General features: G+C 61.7%; 13 protein-coding genes and 2 pseudogenes. 8 read left to right on the plus strand and 7 right to left on the minus strand.

Going from position 1 to position 16,176, the window contains the following annotated elements:
* The first annotated feature begins 76 nt into the window (after positions 1–76).
* From LPA45_RS33955 to LPA45_RS33975, 5 genes are all read left to right on the plus strand, one after another.
* Positions 77–3,103 (plus strand): heavy metal translocating P-type ATPase, encoded by a 3,027-nt coding sequence (locus tag LPA45_RS33955; protein WP_367395270.1) that lies wholly within the window; start codon positions 77–79, stop codon positions 3,101–3,103.
* Entirely contained in the window at positions 3,093–3,587 is a 495-nt protein-coding gene (gene lspA / locus LPA45_RS33960) for a signal peptidase II (protein WP_367395271.1), read from the plus strand. Before LPA45_RS33955 ends, lspA begins: the two co-directional genes overlap by 11 nt.
* Before the next feature lie 25 nt (positions 3,588–3,612).
* Entirely contained in the window at positions 3,613–4,407 is a 795-nt protein-coding gene (locus LPA45_RS33965; protein WP_367395272.1) for an AraC family transcriptional regulator, read from the plus strand.
* On the plus strand, positions 4,404–4,862 hold the full coding sequence (gene cadR, locus LPA45_RS33970; RefSeq protein WP_116323756.1) for a Cd(II)/Pb(II)-responsive transcriptional regulator: 459 nt from the start codon (positions 4,404–4,406) through the stop codon (positions 4,860–4,862). The genes LPA45_RS33965 and cadR overlap by 4 nt, the downstream gene beginning before the upstream one ends.
* 539 nt (positions 4,863–5,401) lie before the next feature.
* On the plus strand, positions 5,402–5,983 hold the full coding sequence (locus tag LPA45_RS33975) for an MAPEG family protein (RefSeq protein ID WP_367395273.1): 582 nt from the start codon (positions 5,402–5,404) through the stop codon (positions 5,981–5,983).
* Positions 5,984–6,057: 74 nt separating this feature from the next.
* Here LPA45_RS33975 and LPA45_RS33980 read toward each other — a convergent pair whose 3' ends face one another.
* From LPA45_RS33980 to LPA45_RS34010, 7 genes and pseudogenes are all read right to left on the minus strand, one after another.
* Positions 6,058–6,792 (minus strand): cytochrome c biogenesis CcdA family protein, encoded by a 735-nt coding sequence (locus LPA45_RS33980; protein ID WP_367395274.1) that lies wholly within the window; start codon positions 6,790–6,792, stop codon positions 6,058–6,060.
* Positions 6,793–6,865: 73 nt separating this feature from the next.
* A pseudogene (gene ccsB / locus LPA45_RS33985) lies at positions 6,866–8,198 on the minus strand (c-type cytochrome biogenesis protein CcsB).
* An 8-nt stretch (positions 8,199–8,206) separates the two neighbouring features.
* Positions 8,207–8,785 carry a TlpA family protein disulfide reductase gene (locus LPA45_RS33990; RefSeq protein WP_367395275.1) on the minus strand — a complete coding sequence of 193 codons (579 nt, stop codon included), beginning with the start codon at positions 8,783–8,785 and terminating at the stop codon, positions 8,207–8,209.
* A gap of 533 nt (positions 8,786–9,318) precedes the next feature.
* Positions 9,319–9,807 carry a protein-disulfide reductase DsbD N-terminal domain-containing protein gene (locus LPA45_RS33995; protein WP_367395276.1) on the minus strand — a complete coding sequence of 163 codons (489 nt, stop codon included), beginning with the start codon at positions 9,805–9,807 and terminating at the stop codon, positions 9,319–9,321.
* Positions 9,808–9,879: 72 nt separating this feature from the next.
* Positions 9,880–11,075: pseudogene (locus LPA45_RS34000) on the minus strand (FAD-dependent oxidoreductase).
* 515 nt (positions 11,076–11,590) lie between these two features.
* A complete protein-coding gene (locus LPA45_RS34005) occupies positions 11,591–12,199 on the minus strand; it encodes a DUF5666 domain-containing protein (protein ID WP_367395277.1) in 609 nt (202 codons plus the stop codon).
* An 11-nt stretch (positions 12,200–12,210) separates the two neighbouring features.
* On the minus strand, positions 12,211–12,810 hold the full coding sequence (locus LPA45_RS34010; RefSeq protein ID WP_367395278.1) for a phosphatase PAP2 family protein: 600 nt from the start codon (positions 12,808–12,810) through the stop codon (positions 12,211–12,213).
* 336 nt (positions 12,811–13,146) lie between these two features.
* Here LPA45_RS34010 and LPA45_RS34015 point away from each other — a divergent pair, with 336 nt between their 5' ends.
* The 3 genes from LPA45_RS34015 to LPA45_RS34025 all read left to right on the plus strand — a co-directional run bounded on the left by LPA45_RS34015 (position 13,147) and on the right by LPA45_RS34025 (position 16,147).
* The gene (locus LPA45_RS34015) at positions 13,147–15,072 is read left to right on the plus strand and encodes an FTR1 family protein (RefSeq protein WP_367395279.1); all 1,926 of its coding nucleotides are present in this window, start codon (positions 13,147–13,149) and stop codon (positions 15,070–15,072) included.
* 4 nt (positions 15,073–15,076) lie between these two features.
* On the plus strand, positions 15,077–15,496 hold the full coding sequence (locus tag LPA45_RS34020; protein WP_367395280.1) for a MerR family DNA-binding protein: 420 nt from the start codon (positions 15,077–15,079) through the stop codon (positions 15,494–15,496).
* 165 nt (positions 15,497–15,661) lie between these two features.
* Positions 15,662–16,147 (plus strand): transposase, encoded by a 486-nt coding sequence (locus LPA45_RS34025; RefSeq protein WP_367395281.1) that lies wholly within the window; start codon positions 15,662–15,664, stop codon positions 16,145–16,147.
* Positions 16,148–16,176 lie beyond the last annotated feature (29 nt).

Raw genomic sequence — 16,176 nt, forward strand, 5'->3', positions numbered from 1 at the left:
CCGCTAAGCAACGTGTGGCCCTTGACTCTGTATCTACTTCAGGGTGTGAAATTCCGCCATATACAGAAAGAGGCGAATGATGAAGCTCGACCAAGCCCATACCGAAAGTGCTGCAGAAGCAACTCAAAGCCCGGAGCGGGTGGGGCGCCTGGACGGCACGACAACCGTCTTCCGCATTCCCAACATGGATTGCCGCAGCGAAGAATCGGCCATCCGTGCAAGCCTTGCCAAACTGACAGCGGTCGAGTCCCTTTCGTTCGACCTTCCCCAGCGCCGCCTCACCGTCCGGCATGGGCTGCCGAACCCGGAGCCGTTGCTTGAGGCCCTTCATGAGATCGGCATGCACGCTTCGCTAGATGAAGAAGGCGAAGCGGCGGGCAATGCCACTTGCGGTTCCGCTTGCTCCGGATCCTGCGCCGGCAGCCAGAACGCTGCGTCAAAGGACGTATTCACCATTTCCAATATGGATTGCCGCTCCGAAGAGGCGGCGATCCGCGCGCGGCTTGAGCCGTTGGCCGGCGTCCAGTCACTCGAGTTCGACCTGCCCGCACGCCGGCTGTCGGTCATCCACAACCTGTCCTCTGCGGAAGCCCTGCTGGCGGCGTTGCAGTCGATCGGCATGCAGGCAAGACTCGGCGAGGACACAGATCCTCCGGCCTCGAACAGCGGAGTGATACCCGAGGCCGGCTGCGGCCCCTGCGGCACGCCTGCCATCTCGTTCGTCCCGGCAGCCAGGGGCAACACCACGCAGTTCCTGATCACCAACATGGACTGCCCCACCGAGGAGGCCCTGATTCGCAAGCGCCTGGGTAAGGTGGAGGGCATAGAACGCCTCGACTTTGACCTGATGAACCGCCGGCTGGAGGTGCAACACCGTCTGGCCGATCCCGCACCGGTCCTCGGCGCATTGCGCGAGATCGGCATGCATGCCACGGTCGAACGCGAGGCCGGGGCTAGTTCCAAGGGACAAGCCACCTACGTGATCGAGAAGATGGACTGCCCGACCGAAGAGGCGCTGCTGCGCAAGGCGTTGGAAGGCATGCCGGGTGTCAGCGGCCTGCAGTTCAACCTGATCAGCCGGACCCTGACCGTCAGCCATTCGCTCAAGGACGAGGCGCCGATCACAGCAGCCATTGAGCGACTTGGCATGCAGCCGGTGCTGCGCGACCACAGTCGGCCCGCCCCCGCTGTCACGAGGGACTTTGGCACCGGCATTTCGAAGGCGGAGTGGCTGCGCATGGGGGCTGCCGGCGTGCTGGCGGTCGGCGCGGAAGTCCTCACATTCGCCGGGATGGGTGAATCGGCATGGCCGGTGGTGGGCGCGTCGCTGGCGGCCATTGCGTTGGGCGGCATCGAGACCCTGAAGAAGGGCTGGATCGCGCTGCGCACGCTGTCACTGAACATGAACCTGCTGATGACGATTGCCGTTATCGGTGCCGCCTTGATCGGCCAGTGGCCGGAAGCCGCCGTGGTGATCTGGCTGTTCGCCATTGCGGAGATGATCGAAGCGCTGAGCCTAGACCGGGCGCGCAACGCGATTCGCAAGCTGATGGACCTGGCGCCGGAAACAGCACTCGTCCGCCAGGACGACGGTCGCTGGCAAGAGGTCAAGGCCGAGACAGTGCCGCTTGGTGCCGTCGTGCGTGTTCGTCCCGGCGAACGTATCGCCTTGGATGGGGTCGTGGTGTCGGGCGCATCAGCCATCAACCAGGCGCCCATTACCGGCGAAAGCATGCCCGTGGAAAAGAACCCCGGCGACACGGTGTTCGCGGGCACGATCAATGAGCGCGGCACACTGGAGTTCGAAGTGCACTCGCGCAAGGGAGAAACCACGCTCGACCGTATTGCCCGCTCGGTCCAGGAAGCCCAGGGCCAGCGCGCGCCGACGCAGCGCTTCGTCGATCGCTTTGCGAGCGTCTATACCCCCTCTGTCTTTGCCCTGGCGATCGCCATTGCCGTGATCCCGCCGCTGTTCTTTGGGGCGCCTTGGTTCGAATGGGTCTACAAGGCGCTGGTGATGCTGGTGATTGCTTGTCCCTGCGCCCTGGTGATCTCGACACCGGTGACGGTCGTCAGCGGCCTGGCTGCGGCCGCGCGGCGAGGCATCCTCGTCAAGGGTGGCCTGTACCTGGAACAAGGGCGTCTGCTGCGCGCGGTGGCACTGGACAAGACTGGCACCATTACGCACGGCCGCCCGGCGCTGACCGATACGGTACCGACGGGCGCGCTCTCGGAGGCGGAAGTGCTGCGCATTGCCGCCAGCCTGGACGCCTTGTCCGAGCATCCAGTGGCCACGGCTATCGTCAACGCCTACGGCGACAAGCCCCACGCTTCTGTACAGGGCTTCGAAGCTCTGGCTGGCCGTGGCGTCAAGGGCGACATCGACGGCCAGACCTACTACGTCGGCAACCACCGCCTGGCAAATGAGCTTGGCGTGGCCAACGAGCAGGTCCGCAAGCTGCTGGAGAACCTGGAAGCGCAGGCCAAGACAGCAGTGGTGCTTGCCACCGATAAGCAGGCACTGGGTGTCCTTGCAGTTGCCGACACGGTCCGCGACAGCAGCAAGCGTGCGGTAGCGGCGCTCAAGCAGTTGGGCGTAGAAGCAGTGATGCTTACCGGCGACAACCGCAAGACTGCGGAAGCGGTGGCCGCCCAGGTGGGCATCACCGACGCGCGCGGCGACCTGCTGCCGCACGACAAGTTGGCAGCGATCGCAGAACTTGGCGCGAAGGCGCCGGTAGGCATGGTCGGGGACGGCGTCAACGATGCGCCCGCGCTGGCCAAATCGAACATCGGATTTGCGATGGGCGCTGCTGGCACCGACACCGCGATCGAGACCGCCGACGTGGCGCTGATGCAGGACGACCTGCGCAAGCTGCCTGAGTTCATCAAGCTGTCGCGCCGGGTGGGCGGCGTGCTGAAGGCCAACATCGCCTTCGCTATAGGCACCAAGGCGGTATTCATGGTGCTGGCCTTCACCGGCCATGCCAGCCTGTGGCTCGCGATTCTTGCGGACATGGGCGCAAGCCTGGCCGTGGTGTTCAACGGGCTGCGCTTGCTGGGCACCACCTCTTCCGCTGACGGTGACCACCATGCGGGCTAATCGCAGCATTGGCCTGGGTTTCATATTGGCGGCCCTTATCGTGGCGATGGACATCGCGACGAAAGTTGCCATCGTGGCCTGGGTCGAGTACGGCGCAAGCCTCGATTGGCTGCCCGTCCTCAACGTCGTGCATGTGCTGAACCGGGGTGCCGCCTTCAGTTTTCTGCATGGCGCGGCAGGATGGCAACGGCTCTTCTTCATTGGAATCGCCCTGGCGGCCTCGGCGTTCCTTATTTACATGATTCGGCGTGCTGCTACCTCCCATACCGAGCGGATCAGTTATGGACTGATCCTGGGCGGCGCGTTGGCCAATATGATCGACCGAGTAGCCCGCGGAGCGGTGGTCGACTGGATCGATCTTCATTGGGGTTCATACCATTGGCCGGCCTTCAATGTGGCTGATATCGGCATCACCCTGGGTGCTGCCTTGATGGTGTTCCATGAGTTCTTCGGCAGAAAGCAGGCAGGCCCAGCCCGCGGATGAACACGAAGCATCCGACACACACCCGATGCTGACCATCGGCCGCGGCTGGGCAATCTACGTCGGATCGATAGAGGACGGTCGACTGCACCGACATCAGGCAGCTCAGTTGGCATGGAGCAGGCAGGGGCTGTTGTGTCTCGAAGGGGTCTGGGGCGTATTGAAGGCGCGAGGGCATTTTCTTCCCGCCGGGGTTCAACATCGTATCGTAGCGGCCGAAGCGGTTCGCATGGTGTTTCTCGACCCGACTATGCACAGCGTTTCCCCTTCTGGCCGTGGGCCCGCAGCCGCAATGGCCCCGATCGCCATGCAGGTAGATATGCTGGAAGATGAGCTGGACCGCTGGCTGCGAGGCGCGATGCCGCCAGAAGCAGCGAACGTCTCACACCCTGCCACGGAAGCCACACGGTGGGCATCGATCCTCCAATGGCTGGAATCGGCGTTGGAGGGACCCGTACACGTCGCACATGCCGCCGACGCCGTAGGCCTGTCGTCCTCCCGCTTCATGCATTGGTTCGCGGAGGCGAGCGGACTGTCGTTCCGCGCGTATGTGCGTTGGTTGCGCCTGCAGCGTGCGGTGCGCACCCTCTCCGATGGTTGCACGCTCACCGAGGCTGCTCATCTCGCCGGCTTTGCCGACAGTGCGCATCTGACGCGCACCTTCGTGTCCACATTCGGAGTTCGGCCAGCGGCCCTGCGCGGCGCTCGGATTGTTTGTACGTCACAGTCCAAACCACCACTCACACTGCATGGGCTTGAATTTGTCGACACCATCCTGCATGGAAGGCGTCAGATACAAAGCTTGCAAGAGGGAATATCATGAAAATCGGCCAACTCGCTCACGCCGCCGGCACGACTGTGGAGACCATCCGTTTCTACGAACAGGAGGGCTTGTTGCCGGCACCTGCCCGCTCCTCCGGGAATTTCCGAATCTATGCTTCCGAGCATGTGGAACGCCTGGCATTTGTCCGGCATTGCCGCTCGCTGGACATGACCTTGAATGAGATTCGGGTACTGCTTCGCTTCAAGGATGCGCCACACGAGGACTGCGGCGAAGTCAACGTCCTGCTGGATGGTCACATCGCACACGTGGAACACCGGGTTCAAGAGCTGAGGGCATTGGAACGTGACCTGAAGCAATTGCGCGGCCAATGCGGCCACTCTCGCGAGGCAAGGGACTGTGGCATTCTTGAAGGCCTCGCGAAAACCGCCCACAAGGCACCGCATTTGAAGGTTGACGAGACCGGTGACCATGGGATGCCTGGGCTCGCCAGTTGAGCCCAGTCATAGAATATTCTCAGCTCGAAGCGAGCTGATATCACTGGCCCACCGGCATCGCTTCGTTAGGGCCAAACATGAAATCAGAGGGTAGCAGGTACGCGTGGAAAAGGTCATCATTTTCTTAACGCCCCGCCAAAATGAGAGCTGTTATTACCATCCAAAAGTCCCCGCGCTCCCGGTTCGTGATCGCGGGCGTGATCGCCGGCGTGACGCGGGCGTGAGCGGCCGGGTGGTGGTCAGGACTGTTGGCGGAACAACTGCTGCAGTGCGTCGGAAGCCTGGTTCGCCATGTTGGCGACGAACTGGCTGTGAAACAGGAATTCGTGTGCACGCACCCTCAGCTTCAACATCTCCAGGTGCTGCAGCGGTTGGAACCGCGCCTCGACGAGCGGTGACCTTGTCGGCAGACCCTGGACCCGTGTGCTGGCACCGCCGGGGCCAACTCGCTGCAAGGCTTGCTCGAATCGGGTCCATGGGCAATGGGAATTCTAGGGACGCCAACACAGGAAAGAACCGCAACAAAGAGAGGTTGTCATATGTCGGAGAAAGACGCAGCCTCGCCGGCCGATGGCGCTGGCATTGACTTGGCCGACGAGCAGCGTCGAATCCTAAGGAATGCCGCGATGGCCGCCGGACTGTGCGGCGGAGTCATCGCCGGTGCCTGCTACCTCCTGCCTCGCTTCTTTGCGCCTCCCGAGTCATTGGCAGAACGCATCGCCTTCGCTTTGCAGGCCGACGTGTTCGTGCTCATCTGGTTGGTCATCGCTGCAAGGATGGTGTCGTCCGGCCGATTCCACTCGGCGGCGGACAACCGCGGCTCCGCCTTCTCTCCTCCCAGTCGCCGCATCGCGATCAAAGTCGCGTTCCTGCAGAACACCTTGGAGCAAGCGGTCATGGCGGTGGGGGTCCATATGGCACTTGCGTCGTTGCTGGGTGGCCCGGCGCTGTTCTCCATTCCGGCAGCTGTGGCGCTGTTCGGCGTAGGCCGGATGGCCTTCCTGAGGGGCTATCCCAAGGGTGCCGGGGCACGCAGCTTTGGCATGGCCACGACGGCGATCCCAACAGCTGCGGGATTTGTGTGGGCGATCGGTCTGGTGGTTCTCAACATCTTGGGTTGAGCGGCGACTCATCTCGGAGCCATGCGCACGTCGAGTCAGTTTGCAATGCTGAGCGCGCCGTCGCCCCCTCCTTCTCACCCCACTTGGCCCAGGCGAGGAAAGGCGCGCAGAAGCCAAAACGAGAAATCTGCCAAGTGGCCGGTCACCATCGCCACGCCCATCGCGACCATCACGCCGCCGGCCACCAGGTGCAAGGGACGGCTGATACGGCGCAAGATGGCTTGCCGCTGCAACAGCTTGCCGGTGAAGACGGCCGCAAGCAGGAACGGCACGCCCAGCCCAGCCGAGTACACCGCGAGCAGCCCCGGGCCGGCAACCCGCTCCGACACCGCCGCCACGGTGAGAATGGCACCGAGGACCGGTCCGATGCACGGTGTCCAACCGAAGCCGAACGCGAGCCCCAGCAGGAAGGCGGCGATCGGCCTCCCACCCGGTAGCTGGAGGTGAAAGCGGAGGTCGCGTTGCAGCCAGCCGAGCTGGCTTCCAAAACCAAGCATGAACAGGCCGAAGAAAGCGACCAGCGCACCACCCGCTGCGGTGGCCTGCTGCCGGTACTGCAGCAGCACCTGTCCGGCCAACGAAGCGGCTGTGCCCAGAGCGACGAAGACGCATGAGAAGCCCGCGACGAACAACAATGCAAGGCCGAGGTTGGCTGCTGACCCGGGCCTAGGCGCATCTGCCCCAGGCAGCGACTGCCCCGCGATGTAGGAGACGTAGCCGGGCACCAGCGGCAGCACGCACGGCGACAGGAAAGATGCCATCCCCGCCGCGAAGGCCGAGGCGATGCTCAAACTGTTGGTATCGAACACGATGAGGAGGAAGCGAAACGTCTATGCGACCCGCGTACTTGTGGAGCGCAAGCCCATTCTGGCACCGGGGACTTCACAGCTCGCCATAGGAGTGCAGCCCCGAGAGGAACATGTTGACGCCGAGGAACGCGAACGATGTGACCGCCAATCCGACCAAGGCCCACCATGCAGCCATGCCACCGGCCAGGCCCTTCACGAGACGCATGTGCAGCCAGGCTGCGTAGTTCAGCCACACGATCAGCGCCCAGGTTTCCTTGGGGTCCCAGCTCCAGTAGCCGCCCCAGGCTTCTGCAGCCCAAAACGCACCGAGGATGGTAGCAATCGTGAAGAAGGCAAAGCCGACCGCTATGGCCTTGTACATCAAGTCATCCAACACCTCGAAAGATGGCAAACGCTGCGCCACCATGCGCCTGGCGGCAATGATGGCCCCGGCCAGCAGCGCGCCAACGCCGAAATACAGGCCCCAATAGCTGCTGACGGCGGTCCTTCGGAAGACCAGGGGCTCCAGGCAAAGCACGGCACCCATCAGCCACAAGGGCAGGACCTTGTACCAGCGCGTCTCCTCGGCCTGCTGCTTGACGAGGTAGGCGAACGCCACCATGGCCGCGAGCGCGAACGTGCCGTAGCCGACGAAGTTCGCCGGCACGTGGATCTTCATCCACCAACTTTGCAAGGCGGGTACCGGCGGCTGGATCTCGTGCGCCTGGCGGGCGATGGTGAACCACAGCAGAAATCCCACGGCGGCACTGACGATCAACATCGAGAAGCCGCCCAGCATGCGGGTCTTGTACCGCTCTTCGTAGTAGAGATAGAACGTGGTGGTCAGCCAGCAAAACAGGACAAAAACCTCGTAAAGGTTGCTCACCGGGATGTGGCCGATGTCCGCGCCGATCTGATGGCTCTCGTACCAGCGGACCATGGTACCGACCAGCGCCATGAACACCGAGGCCCAGGCAAGCCCCGAGCCGATCTTCAAGGCCCCGTTCTCGGCCTGCTTGGAGGTGAAAAATCCGATCCAGTAGAACAAGGTGCTCATCATCACTAACACCGCCATCCAAAGGATCGCGCTCTGACTGGACAAGAAGTACCGAAGCAGGAACACCTGTTCGCCGCGGGCCAGGTCGGCTCCAAAGTCATCCGTCGCGCCGCTGTAGAGCCAGATGGCGCAGATACTGGCCAGCGTGACGCCGGCCGCCAGCGCGCGCAGCGGACGCCAGAACCAGACGAGCGCAATCGCCGCTGGGGTGAGCGTGATCAGGATGCCCTTTTCGTAGACATCCATGGCGTCGAAGTATGGCGAATGCAAAGAGCGTCGCCAGCAGTATCCCGCCTGCGGCGGCCCAGTCGAGCGCTGACCGTTCGGCGAAGTAGCCCTTGCGCCCAATGGAGATCGTCGTGGTGTTCATGGCTTTCCTTATTCTGCGGCTATTGTGCTGCGGACAAAGTCCAGCGCCTCCTGGCTGTCCCACTCTGCCGTGCCCGTCAGGCGCCCCAGTTCACGTCCCTGTCGATCGATCAACAAGGTCGTCGGCACGCCGACCGTCCCGAGGGTGAACCCGGCGGTGCCGGTCGGGTCCTGGAAGATGCGCAGATGGCGGATGCCGACCTGCGAATAGAAGGACTTCACCTCGGCAAGTCCCTTTGCGTCCTTGTCGATGGACAACGCCACCACCTCGAAGTCGGACCCACCGAGCTTCGCCTGCAAGCGGTCCAGAGATGGCATCTCCTGCCTGCAAGGCGGACACCAAGTCGCCCAGATGTTCAGCAGCACGACCTTGCCTCGCAGATCGTCTAGCTTCATCGAAGCGCCATCACCCGTATTGAACGAGACGCTGGCCGCCTGCTTCGCTTTGGAGTGCATGACGAACCTGAGGGGGCCTGTTTGGCTCGCGCCAGACAAACCTTCGAAATGGCGCAGGAAAAAGCCTGCTGCCACTGCGGCAACCAGGACGATGAGAACGGTCCACAGTCGGCGCCTTGTTCTCTCGACCATCTCGTTTACCTGACCTTCCACTGCAACAGCTGCCTCGGCTGCGCACCGATCGATGAAGCCGCGCACATTGATGCGCGGACGAAAGAGCCAATTACAAAGTCCGTAGCGTGCAGTGTCAAGAGGCCATCTGCCTGCCGACTGTTATTACTGTGCAGAATCTCAATCTCGACCTTGCTGGTGTTCACCGGATCACGATGGATGGGCCGGCGCGGTCGTGCAGGGCAGCATCGAGCGGCGGGTGCATAAAAAATGTCTGCGGGCTGACCGCAATCAGCTTTGCCAGCCCTCTCATGTCGATGCTTATTGATGTTTCCGAAATTCACGATAACGTTTCTTGCTTGTCGTTCCCGCGCAGGCGGGAACCCAGTGACTATAAAGACGCTGGATTCCCGCCTGCGCGGGAATGACGGTGGTTGTTTTTGCGCTGTCGCGAATTAGGGAAAGCTCAATAGCTTGCGCACGGCGGGGCGTCGACGGACCGGCGAACGCTCCATCAACTCATCAGAGGCAACGAGCCAACCGGTTACGGTGAATCAGGGCAGCCGGATCGGAAACTCCGTTTGCGTCGGCGGGTAACACACCCCCAGCCGTCCGTTGCAGCCTTGATAGAACACGACTACCGAAAGTGAAGCGGGCACACCGGCGGCGCGCTCCAGCGCAAGCGTCACCTGGACGGGCTGTGTGTACACCTCTGTCTCGCCGAAGAAAGGATCCTGCTTCTTTGTCCCTTGCGGCAATGCGACGGGCCCCAGTCGGGCACCCTTGGCGTTCTTGGCCGCGAAACGGACCGTCTTGCGGTACAGGTAGTGCTCGGGTGCCGGAGTCAGCGTAGCGATGACGGTCTTGCCGTCGACCACCTCGACCTTGATCTGGAAGGCTTTCTCAGGGGGCAAAGGCTCTGAAGGATCGGAGCGCCCCAGAACCTTGTCCAAAAGGCCGGCGCTGGCATTCACGGACACCAGGGCCAGACACAGTGCGACGGCGCCGCCGAGGCGGAAGACGTTCGCTCGATTCTTCAGCATGCTCGGGCCTCTCCCAGGTTGTCACACATGCAGGGCGCGGCCCGCGACTGCGAGGGCGGCCTCCTTGAGCGCCTACGGCAGCGTGGGATGCGCATGACAAGCCATGGCGATGTCTTCGGCCGACGCCCGAAACTCCATCGCCAACACCGCCTCGTGGTCGCCTCCTTCAGCATCTCTTCGGTTTGCCCCACGGAGCCCACCTCCGGCCACGTGTAGATCACCGCTGGGATGGCGTTGTAGTTCAGGTGCCGGTGTTGCCCGGCCAATTGCTCCAACAGCGCAATGCCTTCTTCGGACGCCTTGTGCGCCAGCATGGCGCCGCCGATGACGTAGACGCCCTCGACGCTCGTGCGGAAACCTTTGTCCACGAGGATCCGACCATTTGGATCGGCCCTGACGCCAAGTGCATCAAGCCCCAGACCCTCGGTGTGGGGCCGCCGCCCAACTGCGACCAGGACGCGATCCGCCGTCAACGCCTCACGGGGATCGTCAGCGGCGGGTTCGATTTCGAGGGCGACATGATCCTGCTCCAGCCGGGCAGCGAGAACCTTCTGACCGAGGCGGAATTTGAAGCCTTTGCGCTGAAAGGCCTTGTGCAACTGGGCCGCCAGCTCCCCGTCCATGTCGGGCGTGATGCGGTCGAGGTACTCGACGACCGTCACTTCCGCGCCGAGCCGCCGCCAGACGGAACCCAACACCAGGCCGATGTAGCCAGCACCAATCACGACCAAGTAATCCGGCACCCGGTCGAACGACAACGCTCCCGTGGACGAGATGATCCGCCGCTCGTCAACCTGGATTCCAGGCAACGAGGCGCTGTGCGGCCCTGTCGCGATGACGATGCAGCGGCCCTGCACCCGGCGGACCTCGGCCCTCCCGCTGAGCGCCACCTCGACCGTTTGGGGATCGATCAGCCGGCCTCGACAGACCAGGCGCGTCACGCCGTTCTTCTTGAAGAGGTAGTCAATTCCCTTGCCCAAATCATCGACGACAGATTCCTTGTGCCCCAGCAGCCGACGCAGGTCGACACTCAGTTCCTTGAACAGGATGCCGTGCTCGCCGAACTGGTGCTGGGCAGCGGCATAACGCTCGCTGGATTCCAGCAAGGCCTTAGAGGGAATGCAGCCGACGTTGCGGCACGTGCCGCCGAGCCTTGGCCGCTCCTCGACGTAAGCCACTTTCATTCCAAGTTGTGCGCCGCGCAGGGCAGCCTGGTAGCCCCCTGAGCCGCCACCGACGACTACCACATCGAACGCTTGTTGTTCCATGGTTCCGCGTTGAGAGTCCGTACTGCCTTCGCATTTTGGACCCTGTAGCGGGTGCAGTGTCAAGCAACTCCGCGGTCAGCACCTTGGTGCTCACGCAGGCGAAAGTCGGCGGGCCTCCCGGGCGTTGACGCTGAAGCCGGCGACAGACACCAGGAGCACGGCGACCAGGCAAGGAGGTTTCTACGGTCGGATAAATGCCCAGCCTCCCGGCAAATGCAGCCAAGCAATCGGCGTTGGAGCCAAACGTCCGCTCCACGTCGACCAAGAGCACTTATTCCGGGCCTCGAGCGCCGCTTCTAGGGGCTCATAGTAGCTGGCTTGGAGCACTGGCACATGCGACAAACGAACCGCACGTGCGCGCCGCCCTTTCCGACCTGAACGCGTTGGCACCGCCACGGAGGCTGCGCTGGCGAAGACGCTGCCCCCGCGGTGGCGCGATGCGAGCTGTCATCCTGACGGCACAGCTTCTCAGTGCTCACCCCGCCCATCTCAGGCTGCGGGTCGACGTTAGTCAATTAGTCCTCCCTGTCGATCTCATGCGCGACTTTACGACCATTCTTCTCATGAACGTCGACCTCAAGTCGGTCTCCGATTTTGATGTCCTCAAAGCGGGTCAGTCCATCGTCGTACTTCGTATCGGCGTCGACATAAATTGTCTGACCCTTGATGACGAAGCTCCTCGCCTTGTTATCGATCCTGTCGACGACACCCTCAACGTCATCGGAATGCGCCAGCGCCACCGAACTCACCAGCGCACTCACAGCAAAAAACAGGGTCCGCATCGTTGATCGTGCATTTTGTTTCATTGCGACCTCCTCATGTAACTCGATTGCTTGCATTGTCACCACCAATCCGGCACACCTTGATGAGTCGTCTGGTGACATGAACCGTCCCTTGCTTACTGCTCGCACGCAGCGTGCCAGCCACAGGAAAACTGGGAGATTGAGATCCGCCTTGAGCGCGAAGGCGACCCTTACGCCAATATCGAGCGGTGCGCCGAGGCCAAACAGCCCGTTGGGAAGCCCAAAATAGCCCGTCGCAACCCCCCCGGCACACCACGCAAACAGCGAATCGCGTACGGAGCGACGTTGTTGCAGACACCATGGAATGGTTGCACTCCTCACCTGTTACCCTGTTACTCCGACGCGACGATCCTCGGTACGTTAAGCAGGCCCTGCAATAACCGGCTCGAAACAGCCAAGCTGCCGAGCGCTATCATCCAGGCCACCAAGACGTCCGCCGGGAAGTGCATGCCTGCGGCCAAACGCGACCAGCCGACCAGCGCCACATAGGCAATTAGAGCCAGCCGCCAGCGCGCGCGGACCATCGGCCATAACGCACCAGCAACCAGAGCGGCGTACGTGGAATGTCCACTCGGCAGACTGTAGTGCGCTTCGATCGGACCGATTGAATGCCACAGGTGGCCGAACACGGCAGCCGGCCGCGGAAAATCGAATAGCAACTTTGATAGTCCAACTACAGCAAACGCAATCCCGAATGCGGCTACGAATCGAGCCAACTGAGCGCGGAGCGCTACTGATCGGTCTACCTCCGCGGTTGTTCTTGACCAGACCCAAAAGCCAGCCATGACCGCAGGCGCGGTCCAATAGTTGCCCAGCACGTAGCTAAACAGCTTGGCCAGAGGCAAGAGCATTGCCGGCGTGCCTTCATTGACCAGTAGGAAGAGCTCTCGATTCCAGCCGCCCCAGTCGTAGAGAACAGGCGTCCAACTCATCGAATCAGCACCCACTGTCCCTTGGATGCCACCATCCGGAGAGGGCTTGGGCTATGCTGTGTATGCGATTGCATCCCTCGCATCGTGCGCACAACTGCGCTCAGCGCAAGCCCACACGAGCAAGTTGCCGGAAAGCCCCATCGGTTTGTGTTGAACTTACTCAAGGCAGGTCACCAGTATTGATTAACGCTACTAGTTAACAGCCTCTAGCGGCTATAGAGTCAAGCGCGATTCCGCACTGCGCCCTTCGCGAAAGACGGGCCCATCGCGCAAACGATATGAATTACAATCATTCGCATTTGCCCGCAAAATTGCCGCCTGCCCGGCGTGTTCCTCATGCAAGCCCTGCGCATCTTCTCCCTCGTTCTAATCTCCTGGGTGCTTTCCGTTTCGACGTTGAGCGCTGAGCCCTTAACAACACAAGACAAAGCCAAGCAAGTCTGGCAATTGTTGGACTACCTTGCCGTTGACTATGGCGGTTCAGTCAAAGATAACCGCGTCACCAACGAGGCTGAATATGTTGAGATGCAAGAGTTCGCCCAGACGATCGAGCGACAGCTAGGCGAACTGCCGCCAGGACCGACCTCCGAACAACTAGGCAAGGAAGCTGGCGCATTGCGGTTGTCCATTGCAGCGAAGGCCTCGCCAGAAACTGTTGCCGAACTGGCTCGGAAGTTGGCCAGCGGAGTCCTCACAGCCTACCCGGTTCCTATGGCGCCAAGCAAGGCGCCTGATTTGCAGAAGGGCGCCAAGCTCTATCAAAGCCAGTGTGCGTCCTGCCACGGGGTATCCGGTAACGCAGACGGACCCCTCGCAGCAAAACTCAATCCGCCCCCGATTGCGCTGGCCGACCACGCGCGCGCGCAGGAACGCAGTATCTTTGCCCTGCAACAGATCATCACGCGCGGCGTGGAGGGAACATCCATGCCCGGCTTTGCCCATCTCTCCGAAGATGACCGATGGGCCCTTGCCTATTTTGCTTCGACGATGTCCTATTCAGATGCTGAGCGCCAGGCGGGCGCCAAGGTTTGGACAGCTGATTCCAACCTACGCGGAACGATCCCCACGCTCGACAAGCTTAGTCAAACCTCGGAGGCGGCTCTTGCAAAATCGGTTGGAGCACAGACCGCTCGTGATGCCTTGGCATACCTGCGTAGCTCACCCGATGTACTGGCCGCATCGACCACAGACAGCCTCTCAATCGCCAAGGACAAGCTGAAGGAGAGTATCGCTGCGATGGACAAGGGTGACACGCGAGCCGCATCACAACTGGCTTTGTCCGCGTATCTCGATGGTTTCGAACCCGTTGAGCCTGCGTTGGCTGCCAAGAACCAGAGTCTCTTCCTGGAGATCGAGAAGATAATGGGACTCTATCGCAATGCAGTGACGAATGGCCAGGCGGAGCGCGCGCATGGCATCGCAACGCAGTTGCAGTCAAAGCTCGACGAGGCACAGGAAGCCCTTGCCGGCGCCAATGACGCCGTCTCAACCTTCCTGGGTGCCTTTACCATCCTGCTTCGTGAAGGGCTTGAGGCGCTGTTGGTAGTCGTGGCGATGCTGGCGTTTCTGAAGAAGGCCAAGCGCACCGACGTCCTGCCTTACGTTCACGCGGGTTGGGTCACTGCGCTGGGAGCCGGTGGATTGACGTGGGCCGTAGCTACTTATGTTGTCGATCTGAGCGGAGCGAGCCGTGAAATGACCGAAGGCTTCTCCGCAGTCTTCGCGGCAATCGCCCTGCTCGGAGTCGGAATGTGGATGCACCAGAAAAGTCTGGCGGGACGCTGGCAATCGTATGTGAAGGAGAAGCTTTCTTCGGCATTGAACAGGAAATCGGCGTTTATGCTCTTCTTGCTGTCGTTCGTCACGGTCTACCGGGAAGTATTTGAAACTGTGCTCTTCTATGCTGCCCTGTGGTCCGATGGCAATGGTGCCTACATGCTCGCCGGACTCGGTTCGGGTATTGCCGTGCTGGCAGTGATTGCGACAGTTCTCCTGCGATCCACAGCGCGTTTGCCGATTCGCCAGTTTTTTTCGTTCAGCTCCGCCTTGGTGGGCGTGCTTGCCGTCGTCCTGATCGGCAAGGGCGTCGCAGCACTACAGAAAGTTGGCTTGTTGCAGGTGACGCCGCTCTCAATGCCGCGCATCGATGTTTTGGGGCTCTACCCCTCTGTGCAGACTATTGCCGCGCAAGGGGCTATTCTCCTCATCATCGTTGCCAGCGTGACCTATAATTTGCGATCGCAACATACGGCGAAGGTGTGAGCCCATGTCAGGCGCGAAAGCCTTTGTTCGCCGACGAGGAAGGCAGCCCTTCCTCGGCCTACGAATCCCGTACCTCCATCGGCGCAAAGTGCTGCTGCCAGAGCCAGACAAGCCCGCCGGCGGGATTCGTCGCTATGGCGAAACTGATGTGGTCCGGGTGCGCTTCATGAAATCGGCCCAGCGGCTCGGATTCAGTCTGGAAGAAATTGGAGAACTGCTTCGCCTGGAGGACGGCATCCATTGCGAGGAAGCCAGCAGCCTGGCCGAACGCAAGCTCAACGACGTGCGCGCAAAGCTTGCCGACCTGAGACGCATGGAGGCCGTGCTGTCCGAACTGGTGTGCGCCTGCCATGCCCGCCAGGGCAACGTATCCTGCCCGCTGATCGCATCGCTGCAAGCGGGAAAAGTGCGCCAAAGGGCGTAGTGGACGCGGCTACGCTGCCACGGCTCGTTCCGGCTTCTGTTCTGCCGCTTCGTCGCAGCCGGCCTCACATGCGCCGTCTCAATGTAAGCGCGAAATTCTCTGCACATAGCGTCTGAAACCCAGACGGCGCAGGATTGGGTCCACTACTTTTAGTGGACACAACTCATGGGCCAGAGCGATTTGGACTTCTTGCCGCTGCGGGTGATCAACGTCGGCGCCAACGGCAATCGCAGCTTTGACAAGGGCGATAAGCGGCGGTTGGTTGAAGCTTGCCTGCAGCCGGGGGTATCGGTAGCCAGCATGGCAATCAAGGCCGGGGTGAACGCGAACCAGTTGCGCCGCTGGATCGAGCAACACAAGGCGGAACAAAAGGTTGCTGCTGGCACGATGGACGTCATCGAAAGTGCGCCGGCGTTCATTCCGGTGGTCGAAGTTGACGGTGCCAGCTCGCAGGCCGAGCCCAAGCGGCCAACTATGCCTGGGCCAGTGCCTGTGCGTGCGTTGCAACCGCCGGCGCCATTGCCGTCGCGGCTGGTGGCGCAGTTGCCAAACGGCGTGAGCATTGAGCTCGAATGCTCGGGACAGGATGCGGCGCTGGTGAGGGCGATGATCGAAACACTGAGCCGCTGTCATGTTCCGGCTCGACGCTGACCTGCAAGTCTACCTGCACCGCAATGCGG

The organism is Cupriavidus sp. Agwp_2 (assembly GCF_040784895.1).
Taxonomy (GTDB): Bacteria; Pseudomonadota; Gammaproteobacteria; order Burkholderiales; family Burkholderiaceae; genus Cupriavidus.

What these genes read in the sequence shown, in the direction of transcription:
- LPA45_RS33955 (WP_367395270.1), top strand. Translation starts at nt 77, where the DNA reads ATGATGAAGCTCGACCAAGCCCATACCGAAAGTGCTGCAGAAGCAACT.
- lspA (WP_367395271.1), top strand. Translation starts at nt 3,093, where the DNA reads ATGCGGGCTAATCGCAGCATTGGCCTGGGTTTCATATTGGCGGCCCTT.
- LPA45_RS33965 (WP_367395272.1), top strand. Translation starts at nt 3,613, where the DNA reads ATGCTGACCATCGGCCGCGGCTGGGCAATCTACGTCGGATCGATAGAG.
- cadR (WP_116323756.1), top strand. Translation starts at nt 4,404, where the DNA reads ATGAAAATCGGCCAACTCGCTCACGCCGCCGGCACGACTGTGGAGACC.
- LPA45_RS33975 (WP_367395273.1), top strand. Translation starts at nt 5,402, where the DNA reads ATGTCGGAGAAAGACGCAGCCTCGCCGGCCGATGGCGCTGGCATTGAC.
- LPA45_RS33990 (WP_367395275.1), bottom strand. Translation starts at nt 8,785, where the DNA reads ATGGTCGAGAGAACAAGGCGCCGACTGTGGACCGTTCTCATCGTCCTG.
- LPA45_RS33995 (WP_367395276.1), bottom strand. Translation starts at nt 9,807, where the DNA reads ATGCTGAAGAATCGAGCGAACGTCTTCCGCCTCGGCGGCGCCGTCGCA.
- LPA45_RS34010 (WP_367395278.1), bottom strand. Translation starts at nt 12,810, where the DNA reads ATGAGTTGGACGCCTGTTCTCTACGACTGGGGCGGCTGGAATCGAGAG.
- LPA45_RS34015 (WP_367395279.1), top strand. Translation starts at nt 13,147, where the DNA reads ATGCAAGCCCTGCGCATCTTCTCCCTCGTTCTAATCTCCTGGGTGCTT.
- LPA45_RS34020 (WP_367395280.1), top strand. Translation starts at nt 15,077, where the DNA reads ATGTCAGGCGCGAAAGCCTTTGTTCGCCGACGAGGAAGGCAGCCCTTC.
- LPA45_RS34025 (WP_367395281.1), top strand. Translation starts at nt 15,662, where the DNA reads ATGGGCCAGAGCGATTTGGACTTCTTGCCGCTGCGGGTGATCAACGTC.